This window comes from Mesorhizobium sp. CA5 (genome assembly GCF_020165105.1).
Taxonomy (GTDB): domain Bacteria; phylum Pseudomonadota; class Alphaproteobacteria; order Rhizobiales; family Rhizobiaceae; genus Mesorhizobium.
The window spans coordinates 156,578-181,148 of sequence record NZ_JAIUHJ010000007.1; the positions used below are offsets into that span (position 1 = coordinate 156,578).

Genomic DNA, 24,571 nt, shown 5'->3' on the forward strand with positions numbered 1-24,571 from the left:
GTGGCGCGCCACTATAAATCAGGATTTGACGGCAGGGAGTGGGCTTGCGCAAAAATCATTGCTGAACAGCACGATGCAGCCATCTGCTGACTCGGATTGGAACCGAAGAGGCCCAACCTTCTATGCGGCAGCCGTATTCTCGCGCAGCAACCGCTCCGCTGCCGCGCGCGCTTCGTCGGTGATGGTGGCGCCGGCCAGCATCCGCGCGATTTCTTCCTGGCGCGCGGCGCGGTCCATTTCGGCAATGCCGGTGGCGACGCGGTCCTTGCCGCCGGATTTGGAGATCAGGAAATGCGTGGCGGCGCGTGCCGCAACCTGCGGCGCATGCGTGACGGAAAGCACCTGTACCCGCTTTGACAACCGCGCCAGCCGCTGGCCGATGGCGTCGGCCACCGCGCCGCCGACGCCGGTGTCGATCTCATCGAACACCAGGGTCGGCGCCGAGCCGCGATCGGCCAGTGCCACCTTCAGCGCCAAAAGGAAGCGTGAGAGCTCGCCGCCGGAAGCGACCTTCATCATCGGTCCCGGCCGGGTGCCCGGATTGGTGCGCACCCAGAATTCGACCTGGTCGATGCCTTCTTCCATGCGGCTTTCGGCATCGCTTCCCATCTCGACGATGAACTCGGCCCGTTCGAGCTTGAGCGCCGGCAGTTCCGCCATCACAGCCTTGGTCAGCCCCGCCGCCGCCGCATGGCGCAGCGACGACAGCTGCGCCGCGGAAATATCGTAGGCCTCGCGCGCCGCGGCGGCCTGCTTGGCCAGCGCGTGCAGCCGCTCCTCGCCGGCATCGAGGTCGGCAAGATCGGCCACCATCGTGTCGCGCAGCTGCGCCAGATCGTCGACCGCGACACTGTGCTTGCGAGAGGCGGCGCGCAGCGCAAACAGACGCTCTTCCGCCTTCTCCAGACGCTGCGGATCATATTCGGTGGCGCGAAGCGCCGCTTCCACGCCGGACTGTGCGGCGTCGAGCGAGATCATCGCTTCGTCGAGCGATTTCACCGCGTCGTCGAGCAGGCCGGGGGCTTCGCTGGACTTGCGCTGCAGCCGCCGCAACAAGCTGGCGAGCTGCGGCAAGGGCGAGGACGGCCCCGATAGCACATCCTGCGCATCATGGATCTCGGCGGCGATCTTTTCGACGCGCATCATCGTCGCGCGCAACTCCGCAAGCTCCGTTTCCTCGCCCGGCTGCGGGTCGAGTCTTGCGAGCTCGGCCACGGAAGCGCGCAGATAATCGGCTTCGCGCGCCGCCGCCTCGACCTTGGCGCGATGCCGGGAAAGCTCCTGCTCGCAGTTTCGCCAGTACCGCCAGGCTTCGCCCGTGCCGCGCACGGCGCCCAGATGGCCGCCGAAACTGTCCAGCAATTCGCGATGCGCGCCGGGATCGACCAGTGCCCGCTCGTCATGCTGGCCATGGATCTCGACGAGGGCGCGGCCGACATCGCGCATCAGGGTGACGCTGGAGGGCTGGTCATTGACGAAGACGCGGGTTCGGCCATCGGCCGTCTGCACGCGGCGCAGGATGATGTCGCCATCATCCTCGATGTCGTTTCCGGCGAGCAACGCGCGTGCCGGATGGTTGCGCGGCACGTCGAACACGGCAATGACCTGGCCTTGCGCGGCGCCATGGCGGACGAGCGAGGCATCGCCCCGCGCCCCAAGCGCCAGCGACAACGCATCGAGCAGGATGGATTTGCCGGCGCCGGTTTCGCCGGTCAGTACCGAAAGCCCAGGCAGGAAGTCGATGTCCAGCTTCTCGATCAGGACGATATCGCGGATCGACAGTCTGGATAGCATCGCAAGCTTCAGGCGCCGGTGATCAGCTTCCCGGCCTTGGAAATCCACGATCCGGCATTTTCGCGGGGTTCAAGCCCGTTGCTCTGCAGGAGCTTGTAGGAATCCTTGTACCACGGGCTGTCCGGATAATTGTGACCAAGCACCGCCGCGGCCGTCTGCGCTTCCGAGGTCAGGCCCATCGCATAGTAGGACTCGGTCAGGCGCGCGAGCGCCTCCTCGACATGGCGGGTGTTGGAATAGTTCTCGACCACGGTGCGGAAACGCTTCACGGCGGCGATGTATTCGCGGCGCTCGAGATAGTAGCGGCCGACCTGCATCTCCTTGCCGGCGAGCTGGTCGCTGGCGAAGCGGATCTTGTCCTTGGCGTCGCCGACATATTCGGAGTTCGGCCAGCGCGTCACCAGATCCTGCATGGTCTGGATGGTCTGGCGCGCTTCCTTCTGGTCCTGGGTGACGTCCTTGATCTGCCGATAGTAGGAGAGGCCGATGATGTACTGTGCGTAAGCCGCGTCGTCTGTCGAGGGATAGAGGGTCAAGTAGCGCTTGGCCGAACCGATCGCCTCGTCGTAATTGCCGGCGCGATAATCGGCGAAAGCGCCCATCACCATCGATTTTCGTGCGAATTCGGAATAGGGATGCTGGCGGTCGACCGCGTCGAACTTCTTGCTCGCCTCATCGAGGCGGCCGGCATTCATGTTGGCCAGGCCCTGGTTGTAGAGAACGTCGGCCGGCTCGGTCTGGTCGACATAGGTCGCCAGGTTGACATCCTTCTCGGAGGACATGCAGGCCGACAGCACGAGCGCGGGAGCAACCACCGACAGCGCCAGCAAAACACCCCGACGCGGCGTTACCGATTGACCAACTCGCGAAAAAAACATGTTTGGATTCCGCCCCTTCGGCGTCGTTTCGGTCCCGGGCCGAAGCCATAAACCATTATCCCCTTGCCCGGCAACGCTATGTCCGGCCAATCGCACATTTTTGTGGCGGGCTGACGCTACGCCGGAGGTTGTGCAATTTCAGCGATTCGTGATGCAATCATGCAACACAAGCCGAGCTACAAAACCAGAAAACGGTTAAAAATCAGATCACCCAAGGTGCGTAGACCGGCCGACTGACGGCGATCATCTCGGCGACGCGGCCGCGCTCGCGGCGCCTCGTCTCGACTATCTCGAAGGCCGTGTGGTCGGAAAGCAGCCGACGCAACGCAGACGCGTTCATCCGGTGGCCGCCGCGATAGGAACGGAAACAGCCGATGAAGCGCGCGCCGGCCAGCGCCAGATCGCCCATCGCATCGAGCGTCTTGTGACGGGCGAATTCGTTGGGATAGCGCAGCCCGCCGACATTGATGACGCGGTTGTCGTCGCCGATGACAAGCGAGTTTTCGAGCGACGAGCCGAGCGCGTAGCCGGCGGCCCAAAGCCGTTCGACATCCTTCATGAAGCCGAAAGTGCGGGCCCGCGCGATGTCGCGGCGGAAGATGTCGGGATTGATGTCGGAGGCGAATTGCTGGCGGCCGATCGCCGGGCTCTCGAAATCGATCTCGACCTCGAACCGCGTGCCGTCATAGGGGCGGAACTCCGCCCAGGACGCGCCGGCTTCCACGCGCACCGGCTTGACGATGCGGATATAGCGGCGCTTCACCGCCAGCGTCTCGATGCCGGCCTGGTCGATGGCTTCGACGAAAGCCGTGGCGCTGCCGTCGAGTATCGGGACTTCCGGACCGTCGATCTCGATGATGAGATTGTCGATGCCGAGGCCGAACACCGTCGCCATCAGATGCTCGACGGTGCCGATATGATCGCCGGCCGGATCGCCAAGCATGGTGCAGAGATCGGTGGCGCCGACTTCCGCGACCAGGGCGCGGAGCTCCCGGGCTTCGCCGCCATTCGAAAGATGAAAGACGATGCCCGTATCGGCGTCGGCCGGCAAGAAATGAACAGTGACGGTTTTGCCGCTATGGACGCCGATGCCAGCCAGCATCGCGCGCGATTTCACTGTCGTCTGATAGTCGTGCAAGAGTAACCCCATAGCCCCAAATGCCTGCGCCCGCTTTATCGGCCTTGGGTATCTTGCAGCCAGGTGATGGCCTGGCGCTCGCATAGGATGCGGCAAAATAAGCAAGAGCGTGCGGCTCTGTGTGAATCGGCAGGCTGGGCTACTCCCCGAATCCCGGCAAACCGACTTTAGTCCGTGGCGAAGATAATGGCCCGCCCTGGAGACTCCAAATCACGGTTTCTTACCCCGTGTAACCACGGAAATGCGTCAGAAACAGCTCGTAAAGTCTTGTTTTAAATGTCTTTTGCAAAAGCAACAGGCAGACGATTTCCCGTCTGCCTGTTAACAACTGTTATATACCGTTAACGATTGGCGGTCCGCCGTATCGATCAGTTGGCCTGGCGGCGCAGGAAGGCCGGGATTTCCAGCTGGTCGTCTTCCTGGACTGTGCGGGCCTGCGGCGTCAGCCGGCCCTGGTCGTCGAGCTGGCCGCGGCGCGGCGCATAGAGCGCAGGATCCTGGCTGGCGAGACGGCGCATCTCGGGCGCGGCCTGGCGCAGCTTCGGCTCGCGCGGCTGCGCCGGCTGGAGCCGGGCGGGCTCTTCCTCGCGGCGGGTAAGGCCGTTGGTCAGCCGCTTGATCAGTCCCATCGGACCGCTGTTCTCATGGTCCGCCGGCCGGCTCTTGGCTTCGACTTCAGCCCTTACCACCGGCGGAAAGTCTTCCACGCGCGGCATACGCTGCGGCGCCGCGGCCACCGGCTGCGGCATCTCGCGCTGCTGCATGACCTGCTGCGGCACCACCGGCTGCGGCTGCGGCTGCGCAGGCGGGGCTTGGAAGATCTTGCTCTGCGGCCGGAAATCGTCCATCGGCACGGCGCGCGGCTGCGCCATGGCGGCGGCATTTGCCTCGGCAAGCTGGATCGCCTCCGCGACCGGATCGGCCGCGCGCGGCTCATAGGCCTGCGGCTGAACCGGAGCGGGGCGGATTTCGGCTACCGGAGCCGCCGCCGGGCGGGCGGCCGGCTTCTGCGGCGCGCGAATCGAGATCGGCGCAGCCGCGATTTCGGCCGCCGACTTGTCGATGCCGGTGGCGACGACCGACACGCGGATCACGCCTTCCAGCTCTTCGTCGAAGGTGGCGCCCAGGATGATGTTGGCGTCCTGGTCGACTTCCTCGCGGATGCGGGTCGCGGCCTCGTCCACCTCGAACAGGGTGAGATCGCGGCCGCCGGTGATCGAGATCAGCAGGCCCTTGGCGCCCTTCATCGAGGTCTCGTCGAGCAGCGGGTTGGCGATGGCGGCTTCAGCGGCGGCCATCGCGCGGCCCTCGCCCGAAGCCTCGCCCGTGCCCATCATCGCCTTGCCCATCTCGCGCATCACCGAGCGGACGTCGGCGAAGTCGAGATTGATCAGGCCTTCCTTGACCATCAGGTCGGTGATGCAGGCGACGCCCGAGTAGAGCACCTGGTCGGCCATTGCGAAGGCATCGGCGAAGGTGGTCTTGTCATTGGCCAGCCGGAACAGGTTCTGGTTGGGGATGACGATCAGCGTGTCGACGCATTTCTGCAGTTCCTCGATGCCCATGTCGGCCGTCTTCATGCGGCGCTGACCCTCGAAATGGAACGGCTTGGTGACAACACCGACGGTGAGGATACCCTTCTCGCGCGCCGCGCGGGCAACGACCGGAGCGGCGCCCGTGCCGGTGCCGCCGCCCATGCCGGCGGTGACGAAGCACATATGGGTGTTGGAGAGATGATCGATGATCTCGTCGATGCACTCTTCCGCCGCCGCGCGGCCGACTTCCGGCTGCGAGCCGGCGCCGAGGCCTTCGGTGACATGCGCGCCGAGCTGGATCAGCCGCTCGGCCTTGGACATCGTCAGCGCCTGCGCGTCGGTGTTGGCCACCACGAACTCGACGCCGCGCAGGCCGGCTGTGATCATGTTGTTCACGGCATTGCCGCCGCCGCCGCCGACACCGAACACGGTGATGCGTGGCTTGAGCTCCGTGATGTCCGGCTTCTGCAGATTGATGGTCATTGTCTCCGTCCTTTGCCTTTCCCGCCGCCTCGCCGCTGCGGCCGCCTATGGGGCTGTCCCCGTCAAATTAAAAACTGTCTCTCAACCACTGACTCATGCGATGCAGTTTTCCGCCCGTTCCGGTCATCCTGAAACCGGAAAGTCCTTTCGCCGAATGGCTCTCGAAGCTCGCCATCTGCGGATAGATCATCAGTCCGACCGGGGTCGAGAACGCCGGTCCCTTGGCCGCCTCCGGCAGGCCTGCGACGCCGAGCGGCCGGCCGATGCGCACATTGCGCCCGAGAATGCGGCGCGCCGCTTCCGGCAGGCCGGCGAGCTGGCTTGCGCCGCCGGTGAGCACCACCCGCTTGCCGACGGCATTGCCGTAGCCGGACTTGTTCAGCCGGTCGCGCAGAAGCTCCAGCGTCTCGTCGATACGGGCGCGGATGATGCGCGTCATCACCGAGCGCGGGATCTGCAGCGGCACATCGCCTTCCTCGCCGATCGGCTGGATCGAGACGAGGTCGCGGTCGTCGGCGCTGCCGGGCAGCGCCGAGCCATGCATCACCTTCAGCCGTTCCGCGGCATCGAGCGAGGTCGATAGGCCCTTTGCCATGTCGAGCGTCACATGGTTGCCGCCGATGGCGATCGCATCGCCATGGACGAACTTGCCCTCCGAGAAGACCGAGATGGTCGTCGTCCCGCCGCCCATGTCGATGCAGGCTGCGCCCATTTCGAGCTCGTCGTCGACCAGCGAGGCAAGCCCGCTGGCATAGGGCGTCGCCACCATGCGCTCGACCGACAGATGCGAGCGATTGATGCAAAGCTCCAGATTTCGCATCGGCGCCGCGTCGCCCGTCAGCACATGCATGTCGACGCCAAGCGCATCGCCCATCATGCCGCGCGGGTCGCGCATGCCGCGCTCGCCGTCGAGCGAGAAACCGACGGGCAACGAATGGATCACCTCGCGCTCGGCCCGGAGCGCCTGCTTGGCGCCGGCGGCGAGCACGCGCTTGATGTCGACTTCCTCGACCTGATGGCCGCCGAGATTGATCGTCGCCGAGAAGGCTTCGCTCTTCAGCCGGCCGGCCGTCATGTTGACGATGAGGGAATCGACGGTGAGCCCGGCCATGCGCTCGGCCGCATCGACGGCAAGCCGGATGGCATGCTCGGCGCGATCGAGATCGACCACCACGCCGGACTTCACGCCTTGCGATTTCTGGTGGCCGATGCCGATCACCTGGATGCGATGCGAACGTCCGCGCAGCAGCTTGCCGTCCTCGTTCGGCTTCAGCTTCGCCACGACGCAGCAAACCTTGCTGGAGCCGACATCGAGCACAGTGAGCGTGCCCGACCGGCGCGAAGAAGCGTCGCTGCCGCCGCCAAGCCAGCTCATATCTTTCTCTCCACCTTGCGCTTGGCCAGGGACTTCGGCTTGTCGCTGAGCGCTGCTTCGCGCTGTGTCGCCGCTTCCGGCGACAGCTCCACGACCAGCCGGTCGGAAAGCCGCATGTCGACGGCGGCGATGTCGCGGGTCAGCAATCCGTTGTCATGGTCGATCTTGACGAGCTCGGCGATCGCCTGGTCCTCGCCGTCTTCCGGCAGCTTGATCGTGATGCCGTTCTCAAGCCTCAGGTCCCAGCGCCGTTCGCCGACCCGAATGTAGCCTTTGACCCGCGCCGCAAGCTCGGGATAGCGCTCGATCTTGGCGAGGAAGGCCGGCGCCATGGCCGGCGCGCCGGTGCCGATGATCAGCGGCAGCAGCGCCTGCTTGCCGCCCGAGAACGGTGCGATCATCTCGCCCGATCGCTCGATGACCGAGACCGAGGTGCCCTGCTGCCAAAGCGCGAAGGGTTGGCGCTCCTCTATGCGCACTTCCAGCGTATGCGGGTAGATCTTGCGCACAGCGGCTCCCTCGACCCACGGCAGCGTCGCGATGCGCGCGCGCGCGGCCTCGGCGTCGAAGCCGATCAGCGAGGTCCAGCCGTCGAGGCCGAGCCGGTCGAGCACATCGATCTCGGAGGTCTGGCGGTTGCCGACCACCTTGATTTGGTCGACGGCAAAGCCGGTGCGCGCCGTCACGCCCTGCACGATGCTGTCGGCGTAGCCGCCGAGATAGGCGCCGTAGGCGCTGCTGGACGCGATCAGCGCAGCGGAAAGGATCGCCGCCGAAAAGCGCGGCGCCTCATACTCTCCGCTGCACAAACGCGCCAGCACGCGCATCGGCCGGCGAAGCTGACGCGGCAGCACGAAACGGTCGAATGACAGCGACATACCGAACAGCGCGAGACCAGCCGCGCCGACGCCATTACCCTGCCCCAACCTCAACGCAGACACGAAGCGTCCTCCACCATCCAACTCAACAAATCGCCGAACGAATGTCCCGCTTGCGCGGCGATTTCAGGCACCAGAGACGTCGGCGTCATGCCCGGCTGAGTGTTGACCTCGAGCCAGACAATCTCGCCGTTTTCGGAGTGGCGATCGTCGTAACGGAAGTCCGATCGGGAGACGCCCCGGCAACCAATGGCAAGATGAGCCTTGAGGGCCAGTGTCTGTATTTTTTGGTAAATATTCGGTGAAATTTTAGCAGGGATTTCGTGTTTTGATCCGCCGGGAACGTATTTTGAATCGTAATCGTAGAAGGAATGCCCGGTCGGGATGATCTCGCAGACGCCGAGCGCCACATCGCCCATCACCGCGCAGGTCAATTCGCGGCCATGAATGTAGCGCTCGACCATGACGATCTCGCCATATTGCCATTCCGTGGAGCCGATCACCTGCGGCGGATGCGACTGCCCCTCATGCACGATGACCACGCCGAAGCTCGACCCCTCATTGACCGGCTTGACCACATAAGGCGGCTTCATCGGATGCCTGTTCTGGACGGCGAAGCGGTTGACCACCTTCGACTCCGCGACCGGAATGCCGGACGCCTTGGCGATTTTCTTGGCCTGCTCCTTGTTCATGGCCAAGGCCGAAGCGAGCACACCCGAATGGGTGTAGGGAATTGCGAGATATTCGAGAATTCCCTGGATGGTGCCGTCCTCGCCGAACGGACCGTGCAGCGCGTTGAAAGCGACATCAGGCTTGAGCTCGGCAAGCACAGACCCGACATCGCGCGAAACATCGACCCGGGTGACCTGATAGCCTTCATTCTCGAGCGCATCCGCACACGCCTTCCCCGAGGACAGAGACACGGGCCGCTCCGAGGAGAATCCACCCAGGAGGACAGCCACATGCTTCTTCTTCATCCCGTCATCCCCTCTCACGCCGGGCCTGCAACCGATATTCCCGCACCGCATTTCCAAACATTGAGTCCGAGCCCTCCGGCAGGTTGCCCCCCAGACGGAAAACGCGGCTTAACGCGTCGAACGACTCAAATCAGGAAACGCTTTAGGGCCAGAGAATCAGAGAGTTGATTCGCTGGCAAGTACCTATGATTCCGAGAGATTCACTTTCCGCGAAAACAGCCGCAAAAAGTGAATTGTGAGTCTTTGAGGCAACGGTTCTACGGCTGTTTCAGATCACTGGAAGTTCAAGCATCACATGAACTTAAGCCTAAGCTAAAGAAGCTGCCCGAGAAACTCCTGCACCGCATGGCCGGGCCTGAAATTGCCGAGGCGCTTGATCTCCCAGTGCAGCCGGATGCCCGAATTCTCGAGCACCCGCGCCCGCACCGTCTCGCCCAGATATTCGAGGTCGTAGCCGGTGGCCGTGCCGGTGTTGATCATGAAGTTGCAATGCATCGGCGACATCTGCGCGCCGCCGATCATCAGCCCGCGGCAGCCGGCCTTGTCGATCTCCTTCCACGCCGAGGTGCCTTCCGGATTCTGGAAGGTCGAGCCGCCGGTCTTCTCCCTGATCGGCTGCACCGTCTCGCGATGGTTCTGCACGGCATCCATTGCCGCCTTGATCTCCGCCTTGTCTTCCGCAAACCCTTCGAAAATGGCCGAGGTGAAGATCAGTCCTGCAGGCGCGGACGAATGGCGATAGGCATAGCCCATATCGGCATTGCTCAGCGTATGGAGATTGCCCCTGCGATCCAGAGCCCTCACCTCGACGACCCGCTCACGCGTCTCGACGCCGTTGGCGCCGGCATTCATCCTGAGCGCGCCGCCGACAGCGCCAGGAATGCCGTGATAGAAATGGAAGCCGCCGATGCCGGCTTCATACGCCACCGCCGCGAGGCGCTTGTCCGGCGTCGCCGCGCCGGCTTTGATCGTGGTCGGCCCGGTGGTCTCGGCCTCGCCGAAACCCTTGGCCGAGAGCCTAACGACAAAACCCGGAATGCCGCCGTCGCGCACCAGAAGGTTCGAGCCGACACCGACCACCACGACCGGTATCTCTTCCGGCACCGCGCGCAGGAAGGCCGCGAGGTCCTCCTCGTCGGCCGGCTGGAACAGCGCCTCGGCGAGGCCGCCGGCCCGGAACCAGGTGATCTTGTCCATCTCGGCGTTCGGCGTGATACGGCCGCGTAGGCCGGCAAGCTTGTCGCCGAGTTTATCGATCAGGTCCTGGCCGCGCATCATGAGGGCGTCCCACCAAGTTCCTTGGGCAGCGCATAGGCCCATTGCGTGATGTTGCCGGCGCCGAGGAAGACGACGAAATCGCCGGGCTTGGCAAGCTCGCGAATGGCGGGCGCGATTGCTGCCTGACCATCGATATAGCGTGCGTCGCGGTGGCCGCCGGAGCGGATGCGCGACACCAACGCGTCGGAAGTCACGCCTTCGATGGGTTCCTCGCCGGCCGCGTAGACCGGCGCCACCATGACCGTGTCGGCGTCGTTGAAGCAGACCGAGAATTCCTCGAAGAGATCGTGAAGCCGGGTGAAGCGATGCGGCTGCGCGATGGCGATGACACGCCCCTTGGTCGCGCTGCGCGCGGCCTTCAGCACCGCCGCGATCTCGACCGGGTGGTGGCCGTAATCGTCGAACACCTCGACACCGTTCCACGAGCCCGTACGGGTGAAGCGCCGCTTGACGCCCGCGAAGGACGAAAGGCCCTTCTTGATCGCCTCGGCCGAGAGGCCAAGCTCATGCGCCACCGCGATCGCCGCCGTCGCGTTGGAGACGTTGTGCCGGCCGGGCATCGGCAGGCGCAGGTCATTTATCGACGTCGTGCCCCGCCCCTTGCGATCGCGGATGACGATATCGAATTCGGAAATCGCGCCTTGCATGCGATGATTGGTGAAGCGCACGTCGGCCTGCGCGTTCTCGCCATAGGTGATGACGCGCCGATCCTCGATGCGGCCGACCAGCGCCTGCACTTCCGGGTGGTCAGTGCACATCACGCCGAAACCGTAGAACGGCACGTTCTCGACGAACTGGCGGAACGCCTCGCGCACCTTGTCGAAGCTGCCATAGTGGTCGAGATGCTCGGGATCGATGTTGGTGACGACGGCGATGTCGGCCGGCAGTTTCAGGAAGGTGCCGTCGCTCTCGTCGGCTTCGACCACCATCCACTCGCCGTCGCCCATGCGGGCATTGGTGCCGTAGGCGTTGATGATGCCGCCATTGATGACGGTCGGGTCGAGCCCGCCGGCCTCGAGCAGCGTCGCCACCATCGAGGTGGTCGTCGTCTTGCCATGCGTGCCGCCGATGGCGACCGCCTGGCGGAAACGCATCAGTTCGGCCAGCATCTCGGCCCGGCGCACGATCGGCAAAAGCTTCTCGCGCGCGGCCTTGAGCTCAGGGTTGGACTTCTTGATCGCGGTCGAAACAACCACGACTTCGGCATCGCCGACATTTTCGGCCTTGTGACCGACGAAGCATTCGATGCCCTTGTCGCGCAACCGCTGCACATTGGCGCCGTCGGCCTGGTCGGACCCTTGCACCTTGTAGCCCAGATTGTGCAGCACCTCGGCGATGCCGCTCATGCCGATGCCGCCGATGCCGATGAAATGCACAAGGCCGATCGTCTGCGGCATCTTCATGGGCGCGTCCTCCTGTAGTCCGAAACCGTTTTGCCGGACGCAATAGCCTCTGTCAGATCGGCGAGCAACCGCGCCGCGTTCGGTTTCCCGGCCGAGCGGGCGGCGGCGGCCATGGTCGCCAGCCGGTTCGGGTCCTTGACCAGCCCGCCGACCAGCTCGGCGATGCGCGCCGCCGACAGCGTCGACTGCGGATGGAGCTCGGCTCCCCCAGCGGCGGCAAGGGCTGCCGCATTCGCCGCCTGATCGTGGTCGAGCGCGTGCGGATAAGGCACCAGCAGTGCCGGCCGGCCGATGACGGCGATTTCCGAAACCGTCGAGGCGCCGGAACGCGACATCACCAGATGCGCCGCCCCGATGCGCGCCGCCATGTCGGTGAAGAAGGGCGAGACCTGGATGTCGACCCCGAGATCGGCATAGGCGGCCTTCACCCGCGCCACATCCTCGGCGCGCGCCTGCTGGGTGATGACCAGCCGCTTGCGCAGGTCTTGCGGCAGCAGCGCGATCGCCGCGGGCACCGCATCGGAAAAGAACTGCGCGCCCTGACTGCCGCCGAACACCAGGAAGCGGAACGGTTCGCCCTCGTTCGACACCACGTAAGGCATTTTCGCCGCATCGAGGACCTGCGGCCTGACCGGATTACCGGTGGTCACCGTCTTTGCGCCGTCAGCGCTGGCGCCCTCCGGCAGGAAACCGCCGGCAATCGCATCCACGCGGCCGGCAAGCGCCTTGTTGGCGCGGCCCATGACGGCGTTCTGCTCATGGATCAGCGTCGGCACTTTTCGCCTTGTCGCGGCATAGAGCGGCGGCAGCGTCGGATAGCCGCCGAAGCCGACGACAGCCTCCGGCTTGATCCTGGCGATTACACGGCCGGCCTCCCGCACGCCCTGCCAGATCTTCCAGAAGGCCGAGAGCATGGCGACCGGGTTCTTCGAACCCAGCGTTGCCGAGGGGATGGTGTGAATGTCGGCTGCCGGGAAATGGCGGGAATAGCGCTCGGCGCGATTGTCGGTGGCAAGATGCACCTTCCAGCCGCGCTCGATCAGCTCATGCGCCAGCGCCTCGGCCGGAAACAGATGTCCGCCCGTTCCGCCGGCCGCAAGCAGGATGACACCCTTCGCCATCCTGCCTCATTCCGCCGGCATTGCGCGCTGCGAAAGGACGAAGCCCATCTGCTTGCGCTTTTCCGGACGCTTGCGCGTCAAGGCGAGAACCATGCCCATCGAGACGGCGATGGCGATCTGCGAGGAGCCGCCATAGGAGATGAAGGGCAGCGTCATGCCCTTGGCCGGCATCAGCTGCAGGTTCACGCACATGTTGATGGCCGATTGCAGGCCGAAGACGGTGACGAGGCCGCCCACCCCATAGCGGGTGAAATCGTCCTGCTCCTTGAGCGCGATGCTCAGGCCGCGCAGCACGATGAAGGCGAAGATCGACATGATGAAGAAGCACATTATGAGGCCGAACTCCTCGCCGGCGACCGAGAAGACGAAGTCGGCGTGGCTGTCGGGGATGACCCGCTTCACCGTGCCCTCGCCCGGGCCGACGCCGAACCAGCCGCCATTGATCAGCGCCTCGCGGCCCATATCGACCTGGAAGGTGTCGCCTTCGCCGGTCATGAACTTGTCGATGCGCGCGGCGACGTGCGGAAACACCGTATAGGCCGCGAACACGCCGCCGACCCCGGCAGCCCCCAGCGCGACGATCCAGAACCAGGGCAGGCCGGCCATGAAGAACATCACGCCCCAGGTGCCCAGCACCAGCATGGTCTGGCCGAGATCGGGCTGAGCCACCAGAAGCGAGATGACCAGCGCCAGCAAAAGCATGGCGAACAAATTGCCGGGAATGTCTGGCTGGCGCCTGTGCTCCGCAAACAGCCAGGCGCAGATGATGACGAAGGCCGGTTTCAGGAACTCGGACGGCTGGATGGAAAGACCGGCGAGCGATACCCAGCGACGCGCCCCCTTCACCTCGACGCCGATGTAGAGCACCGCCACCATCAGCACCAGCATGATGCAGATCATCACCAGCGACATGCGCCTTATCTGCCGCGCCTCCAGGAAAGAGACTGCCAGCATCACGATAAGCGCCGGGATGGTGAAGATGATCTGGCGTGTGGCGAAGTGGAAGCTGTCGAGGCCGATGCGCTCGGCCACCGCCGGACTTGCGGCGAAAGACAGCACGATGCCCAGTCCCATCAGCGACAGGAATGCCGCCAGGAACCAGCGATCGATCGTCCACCACCAGGTGGCGACAGGACTTTTGTCGAGACGGCTTTGCATCAACGTGGCCCTCCGATGGATTTCACCCCATCAATAGCAGTCGCAGCTTGCCTGAAGGCTTCGCCGCGAACTTCGAAATTCTTGAACTGGTCGAAACTGGCGCAAGCCGGCGAAAGCAGCACCACGGCCTCGCCGCCGGTGTCCTTTGCCGCGTCGTTGGCGGCATGCTCGACCGCCGCCGCCAGCGTTCCGGATATCTCGTAAGGTACCGCCTCGCCGAGCGTCGCCGAGAAGGCGGGCGCCGCCTCGCCGATCAGATAGGCCTTGGCGATGCGCGGGAAGAAGCCGCGCAGCGGCTCGATGCCGCCTTCCTTGGGCAGGCCGCCGGCGATCCAGTAGACGCGGTTGAAGCTCGACAGCGCGGGTGCGGCCGCATCGGCATTGGTCGCCTTGGAATCGTTGACGAACAGCACATGGTCCTTGCGGCCGACCTGCTCCATGCGATGCGCCAGTCCGGGGAAGCTTTCGAGCCCGGCCTGGATCTCGCCGAGATCGAGCCCGATCCTCAGGCACGCGGCGACGGCGGCCAGCGCGTTCTGCGCGTTGTGCTGGCCGCGCAGCGACCCGATGCCTTCGAGGAAGGCGACGCGGCTGTAGCGGCCGTGCACGGCTTCCATCAGATTGGTGCCGTCGGCGAAATAGCCGTCGGTCAAAGGCAGGCGCTTGGAAATGCGGATGACCTGCCGGCCGGCGCGCTCCAGCCGGTCGGCGATCTGGGCGCACCAGGAATCGTCGACGCCGACGATCGCGGTGTCGCTGCCGGCGACCAGCCTTTCCTTGATCGAGGCGTAGTGCGCCATCGTGCCGTGCCGGTCGAGATGATCTGGCGTAAGGTTGAGCAGGATGCCGGCGGTCGGATTGATGGAGGGCGCGAGATCGATCTGGTAGGACGAGCACTCTACGACATAGTGCCGCGTCGGCTCGGGCGGATCGAGCGTCATGACGGCACGGCCGATATTGCCGCCCATCTGCGTGTCGCGGCCTGCCGACTTCAGGATATGCGCCGTCAGCGCCGTCGTCGTCGACTTGCCGTTGGTGCCGGTAATCGCGATGAAGGGTGCTGCCGGCGCGTGGCTGTTGCGTTCGCGGCAGAACAGCTCGATATCGCCGATCACCTCGACGCCGGCGCCGCGCGCCAGCTCCACCGTCCAATGCGGCTTCGGATGCGTCAGCGGCACCCCCGGCGACAGCACGAAGGCGGCGAAACGCGGCCAGTCGGCGGCGCGCAGATCTCCGGTCGTAATCCCCGCGGCCGCTGCCTTGGCGACGCTGTCCGGATTATCGTCCCAGGCCAGCACCTCGGCGCCGCCTGCGATCAGCGCATGCGCGGTGGCGATCCCCGAGCCGCCAAGCCCGAAGAGCGAAATGCGTTTGCCTGAAAAGGAAGCGGCGGGGATCAAGCAGCGAGTCCTATCTGAGCTTGAGGGTGGACAGGCCGACCAGCGCCAGGATGACGGCAATGATCCAGAAGCGTATCACCACCTGGCTTTCGGTCCAGCCGAGCTTTTCGAAATGGTGATGGATCGGCGCCATCAGGAAGACGCGCTTGCCGGTCATCTTGAAATAGCCGACCTGGATGATGACCGACAGGATCTCGACCACGAACAGGCCGCCGACGATGACCAGCACGATCTCGTGCTTGGTGGCGACCGCGATGGTGCCGATCAGCCCGCCCATCGCCAGCGAGCCGGTGTCGCCCATGAAGATCGCGGCCGGCGGCGCGTTGAACCAAAGGAAGCCGAGGCCCGCGCCGATCACCGCGCCGAGCACGACGGCGAGCTCGCCGGTGCCGGGAACGAAATGGATCTGCAGATATTCGGCGAACACCGCGTTGCCCGAAAGATAGGCGATGACGCCGAAGGACGCCGCCGCGATCATGATCGGCACGATCGCCAGGCCGTCGAGGCCGTCGGTCAGGTTCACCGCATTGCCGGCGCCGACGATCACGAAGCAGGAGAACGGCACGAAGAACCAGCCGAGATTGATCAGGAATTCCTTGGCGAAAGGGAACGTCAGCGACGACGAGAACGGCGCCTGGCCATTGTGCATGATCACCCAGGCGGCGATGGCGGCGATGACGAACTCGATCGCCAGGCGAGCCTTGCCGGAGAAGCCCAGATGCGACTGCTTGGTGACCTTGAGATAGTCGTCGTAGAAGCCGATCGAGCCGAAGCCGACGGTGACCAGCAACACGACCCAGACATAGATGCTGGACAGGTTTGCCCATAAGAGCGACGAACCGATGATGCCGGACAGGATCATCAGCCCGCCCATGGTCGGCGTTCCGGCCTTCTTGAAATGCGTCTGCGGGCCGTCGGCGCGGATCGGCTGGCCCTTGCCTTGCCGCAGACGCAGCGAATTGATGATCGTCGGCCCAAAGATGAAGACGATCAGCGCCGACGTGATCAGCGCGCCGCCTGTACGAAAAGTGATGTAGCGGAAGACGTTGAAGAACGAGATCTTGTCCGCGAAATCGACGAGCAGTGTGAACATGGTCCTTCCGTCCCCCGGAGCCCGACCTAGGCCGGCTTAATGTTTGTGGCTTCCGCCGGAAATTTGCCGAGCAATGCCTCGACCAGCTTTGAAAACCCGATGCCCTTCGACGACTTGACCATCACCACGTCGCCGGGCCTGAGCGCGGCGATCACGATCGGCTTCAGTTCTTCCGCTCCCGATCGATACTCGGTTGCAATGTCTGACGGCAGGGCCTCGGCCAGCGCCTGCATTTCCGGCCCGCCGAGAAAGACGTTGCGCGTGCCCGTGCCGACGATCAGCTTGGCAAGCGCTGCGTGGAGATCTGCCGAATGGCTGCCGAGCTCCAGCATGTCGCCGAGCACGGCGATGCGCCGGCCCTCGCCCGCGACCGGCGTGGCGTTGAGCAGCGCCATTGCCGCCGCCATCGACGCCGGATTGGCGTTGTAGCTCTCGTCGATCAGCGTGATCGGCCCGTTGGGATGATGCAGAATATGGCGCCGGCCCCGCCCGCGCTCGGCCGAAAGATCTGCCAGTGCTGCCGCGACCTTGTCGAGGTCGGCGCCGACCAGCTGCGCGGCGCCCAGCACCGCCAGCACGTTCTGCACGATATGGCGGCCGGGCGCCCCGACACGAGCCGTCAGGTCTTTCTTGCCGATCTTGACGGCGATGTCGGAATGGTCGGCATGAAGCTCGCAGCCGACAAGGCGGAACGCCGAGCGGACATTTTCGCCGAAGCCGAAGACATGCTCGACGCCCGCCTCTTTCGCCATTTTGCCGAGCAGCTTCCAGCGTGGATCGTCGCGGTTGAGCAGCGCGGCGCCACCCGGCTCGATTCCCTCGAAAATCTCGGCCTTGGCCATGGCGATCTCGTCGAGATTCTTGAAGAAGCCAAGATGAGCGGCGGCGATTATGGTCACGATGGCGACATGCGGCCTGACCATCTTGACCAGCGGCCGGATCTCGCCCGGATGATTCATGCCGATCTCGAAGACGGCATAGTCGCAGTCCTGCGGCATGCGCGCCAGCGTCAGCGGCACGCCCCAATGGTTGTTGAACGACTGCGCAGAAGCGTGCACCTTGCCGACCGCCGACAGCACATGCCGCAGCGCTTCCTTGGTGGTCGTCTTGCCGGCCGATCCCGTGACCGCGATGATCCTGGCCTTCGAGCGAGCCCGCGCCGCCACGCCGAGCTTCTCAAGCGCTGCAAGCACGTCCTGCACGACGATCATCGGCGCCGTCAGCCGGCCAAGCGAAGGCAGCTTGCCCTCGGCGACGACCAGCACCGCCGCTCCGGCTTTGACCGCCGCTGTCGCGAAATCATGGCCGTCCATCGTTTCGCCCTTGATGGCGAAGAAGGCATTTCCCGGCTCCAGGCTGCGGCTGTCGATCGAAATGCCGGTGATGCCGTCCGGCAGCAAGCCGATCGGCCTGCCGCCCATGGCTTCGACCAGCGCTTCCGACGTCCACAGCAGGTTCATGCGGCGCGCTCCTTGAGCGCCTCACGCACTTCCTCATGGTCGGAGAAGTGAAAGGTTTCGGTGCCGACGGTCTGGCCTTCCTCATGTCCCTTGCCGGCGACGATGAGCGTGTCGCCGGCGCGAAGCATCGCCACCGCCTCGTGGATCGCCTTGCGGCGGTCGCCGATCTCGATGGCGCCGGGCGCGGCAGCAAGGATCGCGGCGCGGATGGTCTCGGGCACTTCCGTACGCGGGTTGTCGTCGGTGACGATGACGACATCGGCGAGCCGGGTCGCGATCTCGCCCATGATCGGCCTTTTTCCCCGGTCGCGGTCGCCGCCGCAGCCGAACACCACGACGACGCGCCCCGTGGTGAAAGGCCGGACCGAGGTCAGCACATTCTCCAGCGCATCGGGCTTGTGGGCGTAGTCGACATAAACGGGAGCGCCGGCCGCGGTGGCACCGACGAGGTCGAGCCGGCCCGGCGCACCCTTCAATTTCTCCAATGCCGCCAAGGCCTTGCCCGCGGGTGTTCCAGTCGCGATGGCAAGCCCGGCCGAGACCAGCGCGTTGGCGATCTGGAAATCGCCGGCCAAAGGCAGGTCGACCTCGTGCAGCACGCCGTCGGCCACGATTTCGGCGCGCTGGCGATGCCGCTCATGCTCGACCCGCTTCAGCGTCAGGAAATCGCCATGGCGGCCGACGGTCAGCACTTCCAGCCCCGCCGCTTTCGCGGCTTCGATGGTCGGCTCCGACCACGGATCGTCGGCAAAGACGATGGCGGGCGCGCCCTTCGGCAGCAGCGTGTCGAACAGGCGCAGCTTGGCGCGGTGATAATCCTCCACTGTCGGATGGTAATCCATGTGGTCGCGGCCGAGATTGGTGAAAGCGCCGGCCGCCAGCTTCACCCCGTCGAGACGGCGCTGGTCGAGACCGTGGCTCGAGGCTTCCATCGAGGCGTGGGTGACGCCCGCATCCGCCAGCTCCTTGAGCAATCGGTGCAGCGCCACCGGATCGGGCGTCGTCAGCGAGCCATATTCGTTGCGGCCGGGCGCCACCACGCCGGTCGTGCCGATCGAGGCGGCGGCAAAACCCGCCTGCTCCCAGATCTGGCGGGTGAAGGCGGCGACGGATGTCTTGCCGGCGGTGCCGGTGACGGCGACCATGGTCTGCGGCTGGCGTCCGAAGAAGCGCGCGGCGCTGAGCGCCAGCGCCAGGCGCGGATCATCGACGGGAAGGACCGGGATCGACAGGCTGGAGACGCTCACGCCCTTGCCGGTGACGATCGCAGCCGCGCCGCGGGCCGCGGCATCGGCGGCATAGGTCGAGCCGTCCGCCTTGCTGCCGGCAAGCGCGAAGAAGACGACGCCGGTCTTGACCGAGCGGGAATCGGAGGAAAGTCCGGTCACCTCCAGGTCGGGGGAAGCTGTTCCCTCAACAGGTAGGATGCCGGCTAGATCTTTTAGATGCATTGAGTCCCGTTCACCGCAACAAAATAGCGCGCAGTTGCCGGCGCGCCCCAAGAATCACTGATAGGAAACCAGCGTTGCACCATTTTCATGGCTGAAATCTGGCTTCACGCCAAGCATGGCCGCAGAACGCCTGATGATATTGCCAGCCATAACTCCCGCATTGTTGGCGGCGACGTCGGTCATCCCGGGCTTTTCCGGATGAGGAGCGTCGGCGATCGTGAACACCAGAAATTGCGGATCGTCCATCGGGAAGGCGGCGACGAAGGTGTTGAAGTTCAACTCCTTGGAGTAGCGGCCGTTGATGACCTTCTCGGCCGTTCCTGTCTTTCCACCGACCCGGTAGCCGGGGGCCCTGGCGTTTCTGGCCGAGCCCTTCTCGGCGTTGAGCGTATAGAGGTAGCGCATGCCTTCGACCGTCTTGTCGCTGACCACTCTCTTGGCCACCGCCATGGCCTCCTCCTCGCTGCGGACCAGGAATGTCGGCTCGATCAGATAGCCCTGCATCAGCGCCGCGCAGCCGACGGCGGCCTGCAGAGGCGTCGTCGACACGCCGTGGCCGAAGGCGATGGTGAACGAGTTGACCTGTTTCCAGACCTTGGGTTCGGTCGGGCGGGCGACTTCCGGCAGTTCGGTCTGCATCCGGTCCAGAATCCCAAGGCGGTGCAGGAATTCGCGATGCCCCTCGATGCCGACCAGCTCGGCCTCCCTGGCCGACCCGATGTTGGACGAAAAGAGAAACACTTCCGGCAGCGACAGCACGCGGTTCTTGCCGTGGAAATCGTGGATGGCCTGATGGCCGACCCGGATCGGATGCGAAGCGTCGAAGCGGCTCGTCATCGTCGCCTTGCCGGAATCGAGCGCCATGGCCGAGGTGAAGCTCTTGAAGGTCGAGCCCATCTCGTAGAGACCCGCCGACATACGGTTCAGCCGGTCTTTTTCCTGGGCGTTATAAGGATTGTTCGGATCGAAATCCGGCACCGAGGCCATGGCCATCACTTCGCCGGTCTTGATGTTCAGCACGACGGCGCCGGCGCCGATGGCGCGATATCGCTCTAAGCCTGCGGCGATCTCGTCGCGCACCACATGCTGGACGCGCAGATCGATCGAAAGCCTGACCGGCTTGAGATCCTTGGCCACGGCGAGCCCCGACGCCTGCAGGTCGCTCAGCCCCTGCTCGTCGATATACTTCTCCATGCCTGAGATGCCCTGGTTGTCGATGTTGGTGAGGCCGACGATATAGGACGAGGTCTCGCCGCTCGGATAGAAGCGGCGCTTTTCGGTGCGGAAGCCGAGGCCGGGAACGCCCAGCGCCAGGATGTCGGCCTGCTGCTTCGGCGTCAGCTGGCGCTGCAACCAGACGAAGCCGGCGCCGCTCTTGAGCTTGCGATAGGTCTGCTCGTAGTCGATCTCCGGCAGCACGGTCGACAATCTCTCGATCGCTTCGTCGGCGTCGACGATGCGGCGCGGCTCGGCAAACAGCGACGCGGTCTTGATGTCGGTCGCCAGCACCTCGCCATTGCGATCGACGATATCCGGACGCGATGCAGTGACGCGGTTCTCCGGGCCGCCCGAAAGATCGGGATTCTGCAGCCCGAGATAGACGAGCCGGCCGGCAATGGTTGAATAGATGGTGAAGAACACCGCCATGGTCATGACGATGCGCGTCTTGGCCTTGCCGCCGGTCGCCTTGCGGGCGGCGTCGACGACGATCGAGCCGTCCTCAACCTGCTTCTTCCGGCGCGTCAGCAGGCCGCCGATCCTTGGAAGGCCGATCATTGAACGGTGCTCCCGGTGACCACCGGATCCTTGCCGTCCGAGGGCTCCTTGCCCGAATTGTCGGCCATGCCGCCAAGCTGCTGCGAGGAGAGGTCTTCGATGGTCACGGGTTTCACCGGAATGTCGTCGAGCCCGCCGATCTGGTGCGCGTTGACCGGTTCGAGCCCGAGCTGGCTCTTATAGACGTCGGCAAGCTTCTGCAGTCGCGACGGCTGAGTGAGCAGGCTCCAGTCCGCCTTGAGGAGATCGATGGTCTCTTCCTCGTAGTGGATCTGCGCCTGGATCTTCTGCACGGCCGCCTGTTGCTCTTCGGCTTCGCGCTTCGTTTTGTAGGTCAGCGCCGCGGCCGAGACCATGACGGCGATCAGGACTATGTCGCTGGTACGAAACACGTGCTCACCTCTCCCCCGGCCGCTCGACGGCGGGAAGCTTTGGAAGGCCGAAAATCGAAAAATCGCCGGCGCGCGCCGGCGCCTCGGTGCGGATCGCGGCGCGCAGCCTGGCCGAGCGCGCCCGCGGGTTGGCGTCCAGCTCGGCCTCTCCCGCCGTCACGCCGCCGCCGGCCTTGCGGAAGGTCGCAATGCGCACGGGCGCGTCAGGCATGTGCCGCGAGCCGCTGGCCGCCTCGGAGCGGTCGGCGATGAAGCGCTTGACGATGCGGTCTTCCAGCGAATGGAACGTCACTACGGCTAGCCGTCCGCCGGGCTTCAGCGCCCGCTCGGCAGCCAGCAGCGCCCTTGCGAGCTCGCCAAGCTCGTCATTGACGAATATGCGCAGCGCCTGGAAGACACGCGTGGCCGGATGGATCTTGTCCTTCGGCCCGCGTCCGATATGGGTTTCGATGGCGTCGGCGAGATCGAGCGTGCGTTCGAAGGGCTTCTTCTCGCGACGGCTCTCGATCATGCGCGCGATGCGGCCGGCATGGCGCTCCTCGCCGAGAAAGCCGAAGATGCGGGCAAGGTCGCCCGCCTTGAAGGTGTTGACGACGTCGGCGGCAGAGAGACCCGCCTGCGCCATGCGCATGTCGAGTGGCCCGTCGGCGCGAAAGGAAAAGCCCCGCTCCGCCTGGTCGAGTTGCATCGAGGAAACGCCGATATCGAGCACCACGCCGTCGGCGCCCTCGACATGCTCGTCCAGCGTTGAGAACGGCGCCTGGACAAGCCTCAGCCTGCCGCCGGACTGTCGTTCGAGCGCCCTGCCCGCCGCGATCGCGTCCGGGTCGCGGTCGATGGCGACGACGGAGGCGCCGCGCTCGAGGATGGCGCTGGTGTAGCCGCCGGCGCCGAATGTCCCGTCGACGATCGTCTCGCCGGCCTTCGGCGCAAGCGCGTCGATCACCTCGGCAAGGAGGACCGGAATGTGACGGGCCGGTCCGCCAACGGCGTGAGGGTCATCGCCGTGGCCAGCCATCATTCCGATCGCTCCCCGGGCTTCGTCCCCTGCCGAAGCTGCAAAAGCCTGGCCCGCGCCTGCGCCCCATAGGCGGCAAGCCGTCCGGGCTCCCAGACTTGAAAGAAATTGCCGCGGCCGACAAAGGCCACCTCGTTCGAGATGCCCGTATGCTCGCGGATGAAATCGGTCATGGTGATGCGGCCGTCCTGGTCGAGCTTCAGAAATGTCCCGTCGCCATGGCAAAAGAACGACATGTCGTCCGCCGTCTGCAGAAAGGGATCCTCCAGCGCGATCCGCTGCTCGTAGCGGTCGAGCAGGTCGAGCCCGCCGACATCCATGGCCGGCAGATCCAGGCAGCGTAGCGCGTAGAGTTCCGAATAGCCGCGTTTTTGCACCACGGCGCGAAAATGCGCCGGAACGGACACCCGCCCCTTCGCATCGATCTTGCTCACCGTGTTTGACAGAAACCGGTCCAATAAACGCTACAGCCGCTGTTGCCGCTGCACCCCTCATGTTGTTCTCCGCGCCCCTGCCGCATTTGCGGCAAATCGCTTCATTCACCGGGGCGAAAACCGACAAACGCGCAGCCGCCGCGGCTGCCCGATTGGCGTACGCTTCACCCTGACGCGGAACGAAAGCTTGATCTGAATGGGATATCATGGGGCACTATGGGCGTCAACGGGAGCAGGCATCACAAACAAACGCGCCACAACCAGAAAGCGCAGGCTGAAGACACGTCTCGTCTTTATCGTCCATTAAGCCTAACGAAGCGTTTAGAGCCCTCTGGCCCAAAAAGACCCAGCTTGCCGCGCACAGCCGGCGCGCATAGCGTCGGTTGAAGTTTTCTGCCCAAAGGATCGAGCCGATGTCCGACACTGCGAAGTCACGCGCCGCGACACTTGCCCATTTGCGCAGCGCCGATTTCGCCAAGGGTGATCCCATTGCCTTGCCGCTGACCATGGCCTCGATCTTCCACGCACCGGGCGACGCGACGGGTTTCGATCAATATGGCCGCTTCAGCAACCCGACCTGGCATGCGGTCGAGCAAGCGCTCGGCCACCTGGAAGAGGCGCAATGCATTATTTTTCCGTCGGGAATGGCCGCGATTTCCGCGGCTTTGTTCGCGCTCGTCAAATCGGGCGACCACATCCTCTTGCCGTCGGACGGCTATCACACGACACGGGCCTTGGCTGAGCGTTTTCTGAAACCGCTCGGCGTCGCTTATGACGTGAGGCCGACGGAAAGCATGCTCGATGGCGGCTTCGCCGGCTACCGGGCGGTTTTCGTTGAAAGTCCGTCGAACCCGCGACTGGACATTTGCGACATCGCCGCCGTCGCCAGGGCAGTCCATGCGCAAGGCGGAACCCTGATCGTCGACAACACGACGATGACGCCCTTCGGCCAGCGCCCGCTCGATCTTGGCGCCGACATCGTGGTCTCGGCCGACACCAAGGCGATCAATGGCCATTCGGACGTTCTCTTTGGCCATGTCGCCAGCCGCGATCCCGACATTGTCGCCAGGGTGAAGGATTGGCGCGAGACGGCCGGCGGCATCCCCGGTCCGTTCGAAGCATGGCTGGTGCATCGCGGCCTCGAAACGCTGGAAGTGCGCTTCGATCGCATGTGTTCGTCGGCTGAAACCATCGCGCAGCGGCTGAAGGGTCATCGCGCCGTCAGCGGCCTGCGCTTTCCCGGGCTCGAGGGCGATGCCTCGCACAATCTGGCGCGCGCTCAGATGGAGCGCTTCGGCTTCCTGATTTCGTTCGAGCTGGCTTCCGAAGAACAGGCAGAGGCGTTCATCGACGGTTGCGCGCTGATCGAATCGGCAACCTCCTTCGGCGGCGTGCACACATCGGCCGAGCGGCGTTCGAAACGCGGCGACGCCGTTCCGCCGGGCTTCGTTCGTCTCGCGATCGGTTGCGAACCTGTCGAGGAACTCTGGAAGGCAATCGAGGCGTCGCTGGACAAGCTCGGCGCCTAG

At 64.7% G+C, this 24,571-nt stretch carries 20 protein-coding genes; 1 reads left to right on the forward strand and 19 read right to left on the reverse strand.

The genetic code is table 11. From position 1 onward, the window contains the following. Positions 1-120 precede the first annotated feature (120 nt). The 19 genes from recN to mraZ all read right to left on the reverse strand — a co-directional run bounded on the left by recN (position 121) and on the right by mraZ (position 23,066). A complete protein-coding gene (recN, locus tag LB529_RS11705) occupies positions 121-1,794 on the reverse strand; it encodes a DNA repair protein RecN (protein ID WP_224711157.1) in 1,674 nt (557 codons plus the stop codon). Between the two features lie 8 nt (positions 1,795-1,802). Continuing rightward, positions 1,803-2,672, reverse strand: coding sequence for an outer membrane protein assembly factor BamD (locus LB529_RS11710; protein ID WP_095769002.1), 870 nt, complete (start codon positions 2,670-2,672; stop codon positions 1,803-1,805). Between the two features lie 202 nt (positions 2,673-2,874). After that, entirely contained in the window at positions 2,875-3,822 is a 948-nt protein-coding gene (gene lpxC, locus LB529_RS11715; protein WP_224711158.1) for a UDP-3-O-acyl-N-acetylglucosamine deacetylase, read from the reverse strand. A gap of 356 nt (positions 3,823-4,178) precedes the next feature. Then, positions 4,179-5,828, reverse strand: coding sequence for a cell division protein FtsZ (gene ftsZ / locus LB529_RS11720; RefSeq protein ID WP_224711159.1), 1,650 nt, complete (start codon positions 5,826-5,828; stop codon positions 4,179-4,181). Positions 5,829-5,895: 67 nt separating this feature from the next. Beyond that, positions 5,896-7,203 carry a cell division protein FtsA gene (ftsA, locus tag LB529_RS11725; protein ID WP_095768999.1) on the reverse strand — a complete coding sequence of 436 codons (1,308 nt, stop codon included), beginning with the start codon at positions 7,201-7,203 and terminating at the stop codon, positions 5,896-5,898. Then, positions 7,200-8,144, reverse strand: coding sequence for a cell division protein FtsQ/DivIB (locus LB529_RS11730; RefSeq protein WP_224635991.1), 945 nt, complete (start codon positions 8,142-8,144; stop codon positions 7,200-7,202). The genes ftsA and LB529_RS11730 overlap by 4 nt, the downstream gene beginning before the upstream one ends. Beyond that, the gene (locus tag LB529_RS11735; RefSeq protein ID WP_224711160.1) at positions 8,132-9,058 is read right to left on the reverse strand and encodes a D-alanine--D-alanine ligase; all 927 of its coding nucleotides are present in this window, start codon (positions 9,056-9,058) and stop codon (positions 8,132-8,134) included. The genes LB529_RS11730 and LB529_RS11735 overlap by 13 nt, the downstream gene beginning before the upstream one ends. A 312-nt stretch (positions 9,059-9,370) precedes the next feature. Then, positions 9,371-10,336 carry a UDP-N-acetylmuramate dehydrogenase gene (gene murB, locus LB529_RS11740; protein WP_140839711.1) on the reverse strand — a complete coding sequence of 322 codons (966 nt, stop codon included), beginning with the start codon at positions 10,334-10,336 and terminating at the stop codon, positions 9,371-9,373. Next, entirely contained in the window at positions 10,333-11,739 is a 1,407-nt protein-coding gene (gene murC / locus LB529_RS11745; RefSeq protein ID WP_140839709.1) for a UDP-N-acetylmuramate--L-alanine ligase, read from the reverse strand. Before murC ends, murB begins: the two co-directional genes overlap by 4 nt. After that, entirely contained in the window at positions 11,736-12,860 is a 1,125-nt protein-coding gene (gene murG / locus LB529_RS11750; RefSeq protein WP_224711161.1) for an undecaprenyldiphospho-muramoylpentapeptide beta-N-acetylglucosaminyltransferase, read from the reverse strand. The genes murC and murG overlap by 4 nt, the downstream gene beginning before the upstream one ends. 6 nt (positions 12,861-12,866) lie before the next feature. Beyond that, positions 12,867-14,018: a putative lipid II flippase FtsW gene (ftsW, locus tag LB529_RS11755; protein WP_140839705.1), complete on the reverse strand. Its 1,152-nt coding sequence runs from the start codon at positions 14,016-14,018 to the stop codon at positions 12,867-12,869. Continuing rightward, positions 14,018-15,418, reverse strand: a complete 1,401-nt coding sequence (gene murD / locus LB529_RS11760; RefSeq protein ID WP_095768992.1) for a UDP-N-acetylmuramoyl-L-alanine--D-glutamate ligase — start codon at positions 15,416-15,418, stop codon at positions 14,018-14,020. The genes ftsW and murD overlap by 1 nt, the downstream gene beginning before the upstream one ends. A 10-nt stretch (positions 15,419-15,428) precedes the next feature. Next, the gene (mraY, locus tag LB529_RS11765) at positions 15,429-16,511 is read right to left on the reverse strand and encodes a phospho-N-acetylmuramoyl-pentapeptide-transferase (protein ID WP_095768991.1); all 1,083 of its coding nucleotides are present in this window, start codon (positions 16,509-16,511) and stop codon (positions 15,429-15,431) included. A gap of 26 nt (positions 16,512-16,537) precedes the next feature. Beyond that, the gene (locus LB529_RS11770) at positions 16,538-17,971 is read right to left on the reverse strand and encodes a UDP-N-acetylmuramoylalanyl-D-glutamyl-2,6-diaminopimelate--D-alanyl-D-alanine ligase (protein ID WP_224711162.1); all 1,434 of its coding nucleotides are present in this window, start codon (positions 17,969-17,971) and stop codon (positions 16,538-16,540) included. After that, entirely contained in the window at positions 17,968-19,422 is a 1,455-nt protein-coding gene (locus LB529_RS11775; RefSeq protein ID WP_224711163.1) for a UDP-N-acetylmuramoyl-L-alanyl-D-glutamate--2,6-diaminopimelate ligase, read from the reverse strand. The genes LB529_RS11770 and LB529_RS11775 overlap by 4 nt, the downstream gene beginning before the upstream one ends. 54 nt (positions 19,423-19,476) lie before the next feature. Then, complete coding sequence (locus LB529_RS11780; RefSeq protein WP_224632943.1) at positions 19,477-21,198, reverse strand: peptidoglycan D,D-transpeptidase FtsI family protein; 1,722 nt, start codon at positions 21,196-21,198, stop codon at positions 19,477-19,479. Beyond that, positions 21,195-21,590: a hypothetical protein gene (locus tag LB529_RS11785; RefSeq protein WP_095768987.1), complete on the reverse strand. Its 396-nt coding sequence runs from the start codon at positions 21,588-21,590 to the stop codon at positions 21,195-21,197. Before LB529_RS11785 ends, LB529_RS11780 begins: the two co-directional genes overlap by 4 nt. A 4-nt stretch (positions 21,591-21,594) precedes the next feature. Next, entirely contained in the window at positions 21,595-22,611 is a 1,017-nt protein-coding gene (gene rsmH, locus LB529_RS11790) for a 16S rRNA (cytosine(1402)-N(4))-methyltransferase RsmH (RefSeq protein WP_224711164.1), read from the reverse strand. Beyond that, positions 22,608-23,066 (reverse strand): division/cell wall cluster transcriptional repressor MraZ, encoded by a 459-nt coding sequence (gene mraZ / locus LB529_RS11795; protein WP_140839693.1) that lies wholly within the window; start codon positions 23,064-23,066, stop codon positions 22,608-22,610. Before mraZ ends, rsmH begins: the two co-directional genes overlap by 4 nt. A 389-nt stretch (positions 23,067-23,455) precedes the next feature. Here mraZ and LB529_RS11800 point away from each other — a divergent pair, with 389 nt between their 5' ends. Beyond that, the gene (locus LB529_RS11800) at positions 23,456-24,571 is read left to right on the forward strand and encodes a cystathionine gamma-lyase (RefSeq protein ID WP_224711165.1); all 1,116 of its coding nucleotides are present in this window, start codon (positions 23,456-23,458) and stop codon (positions 24,569-24,571) included.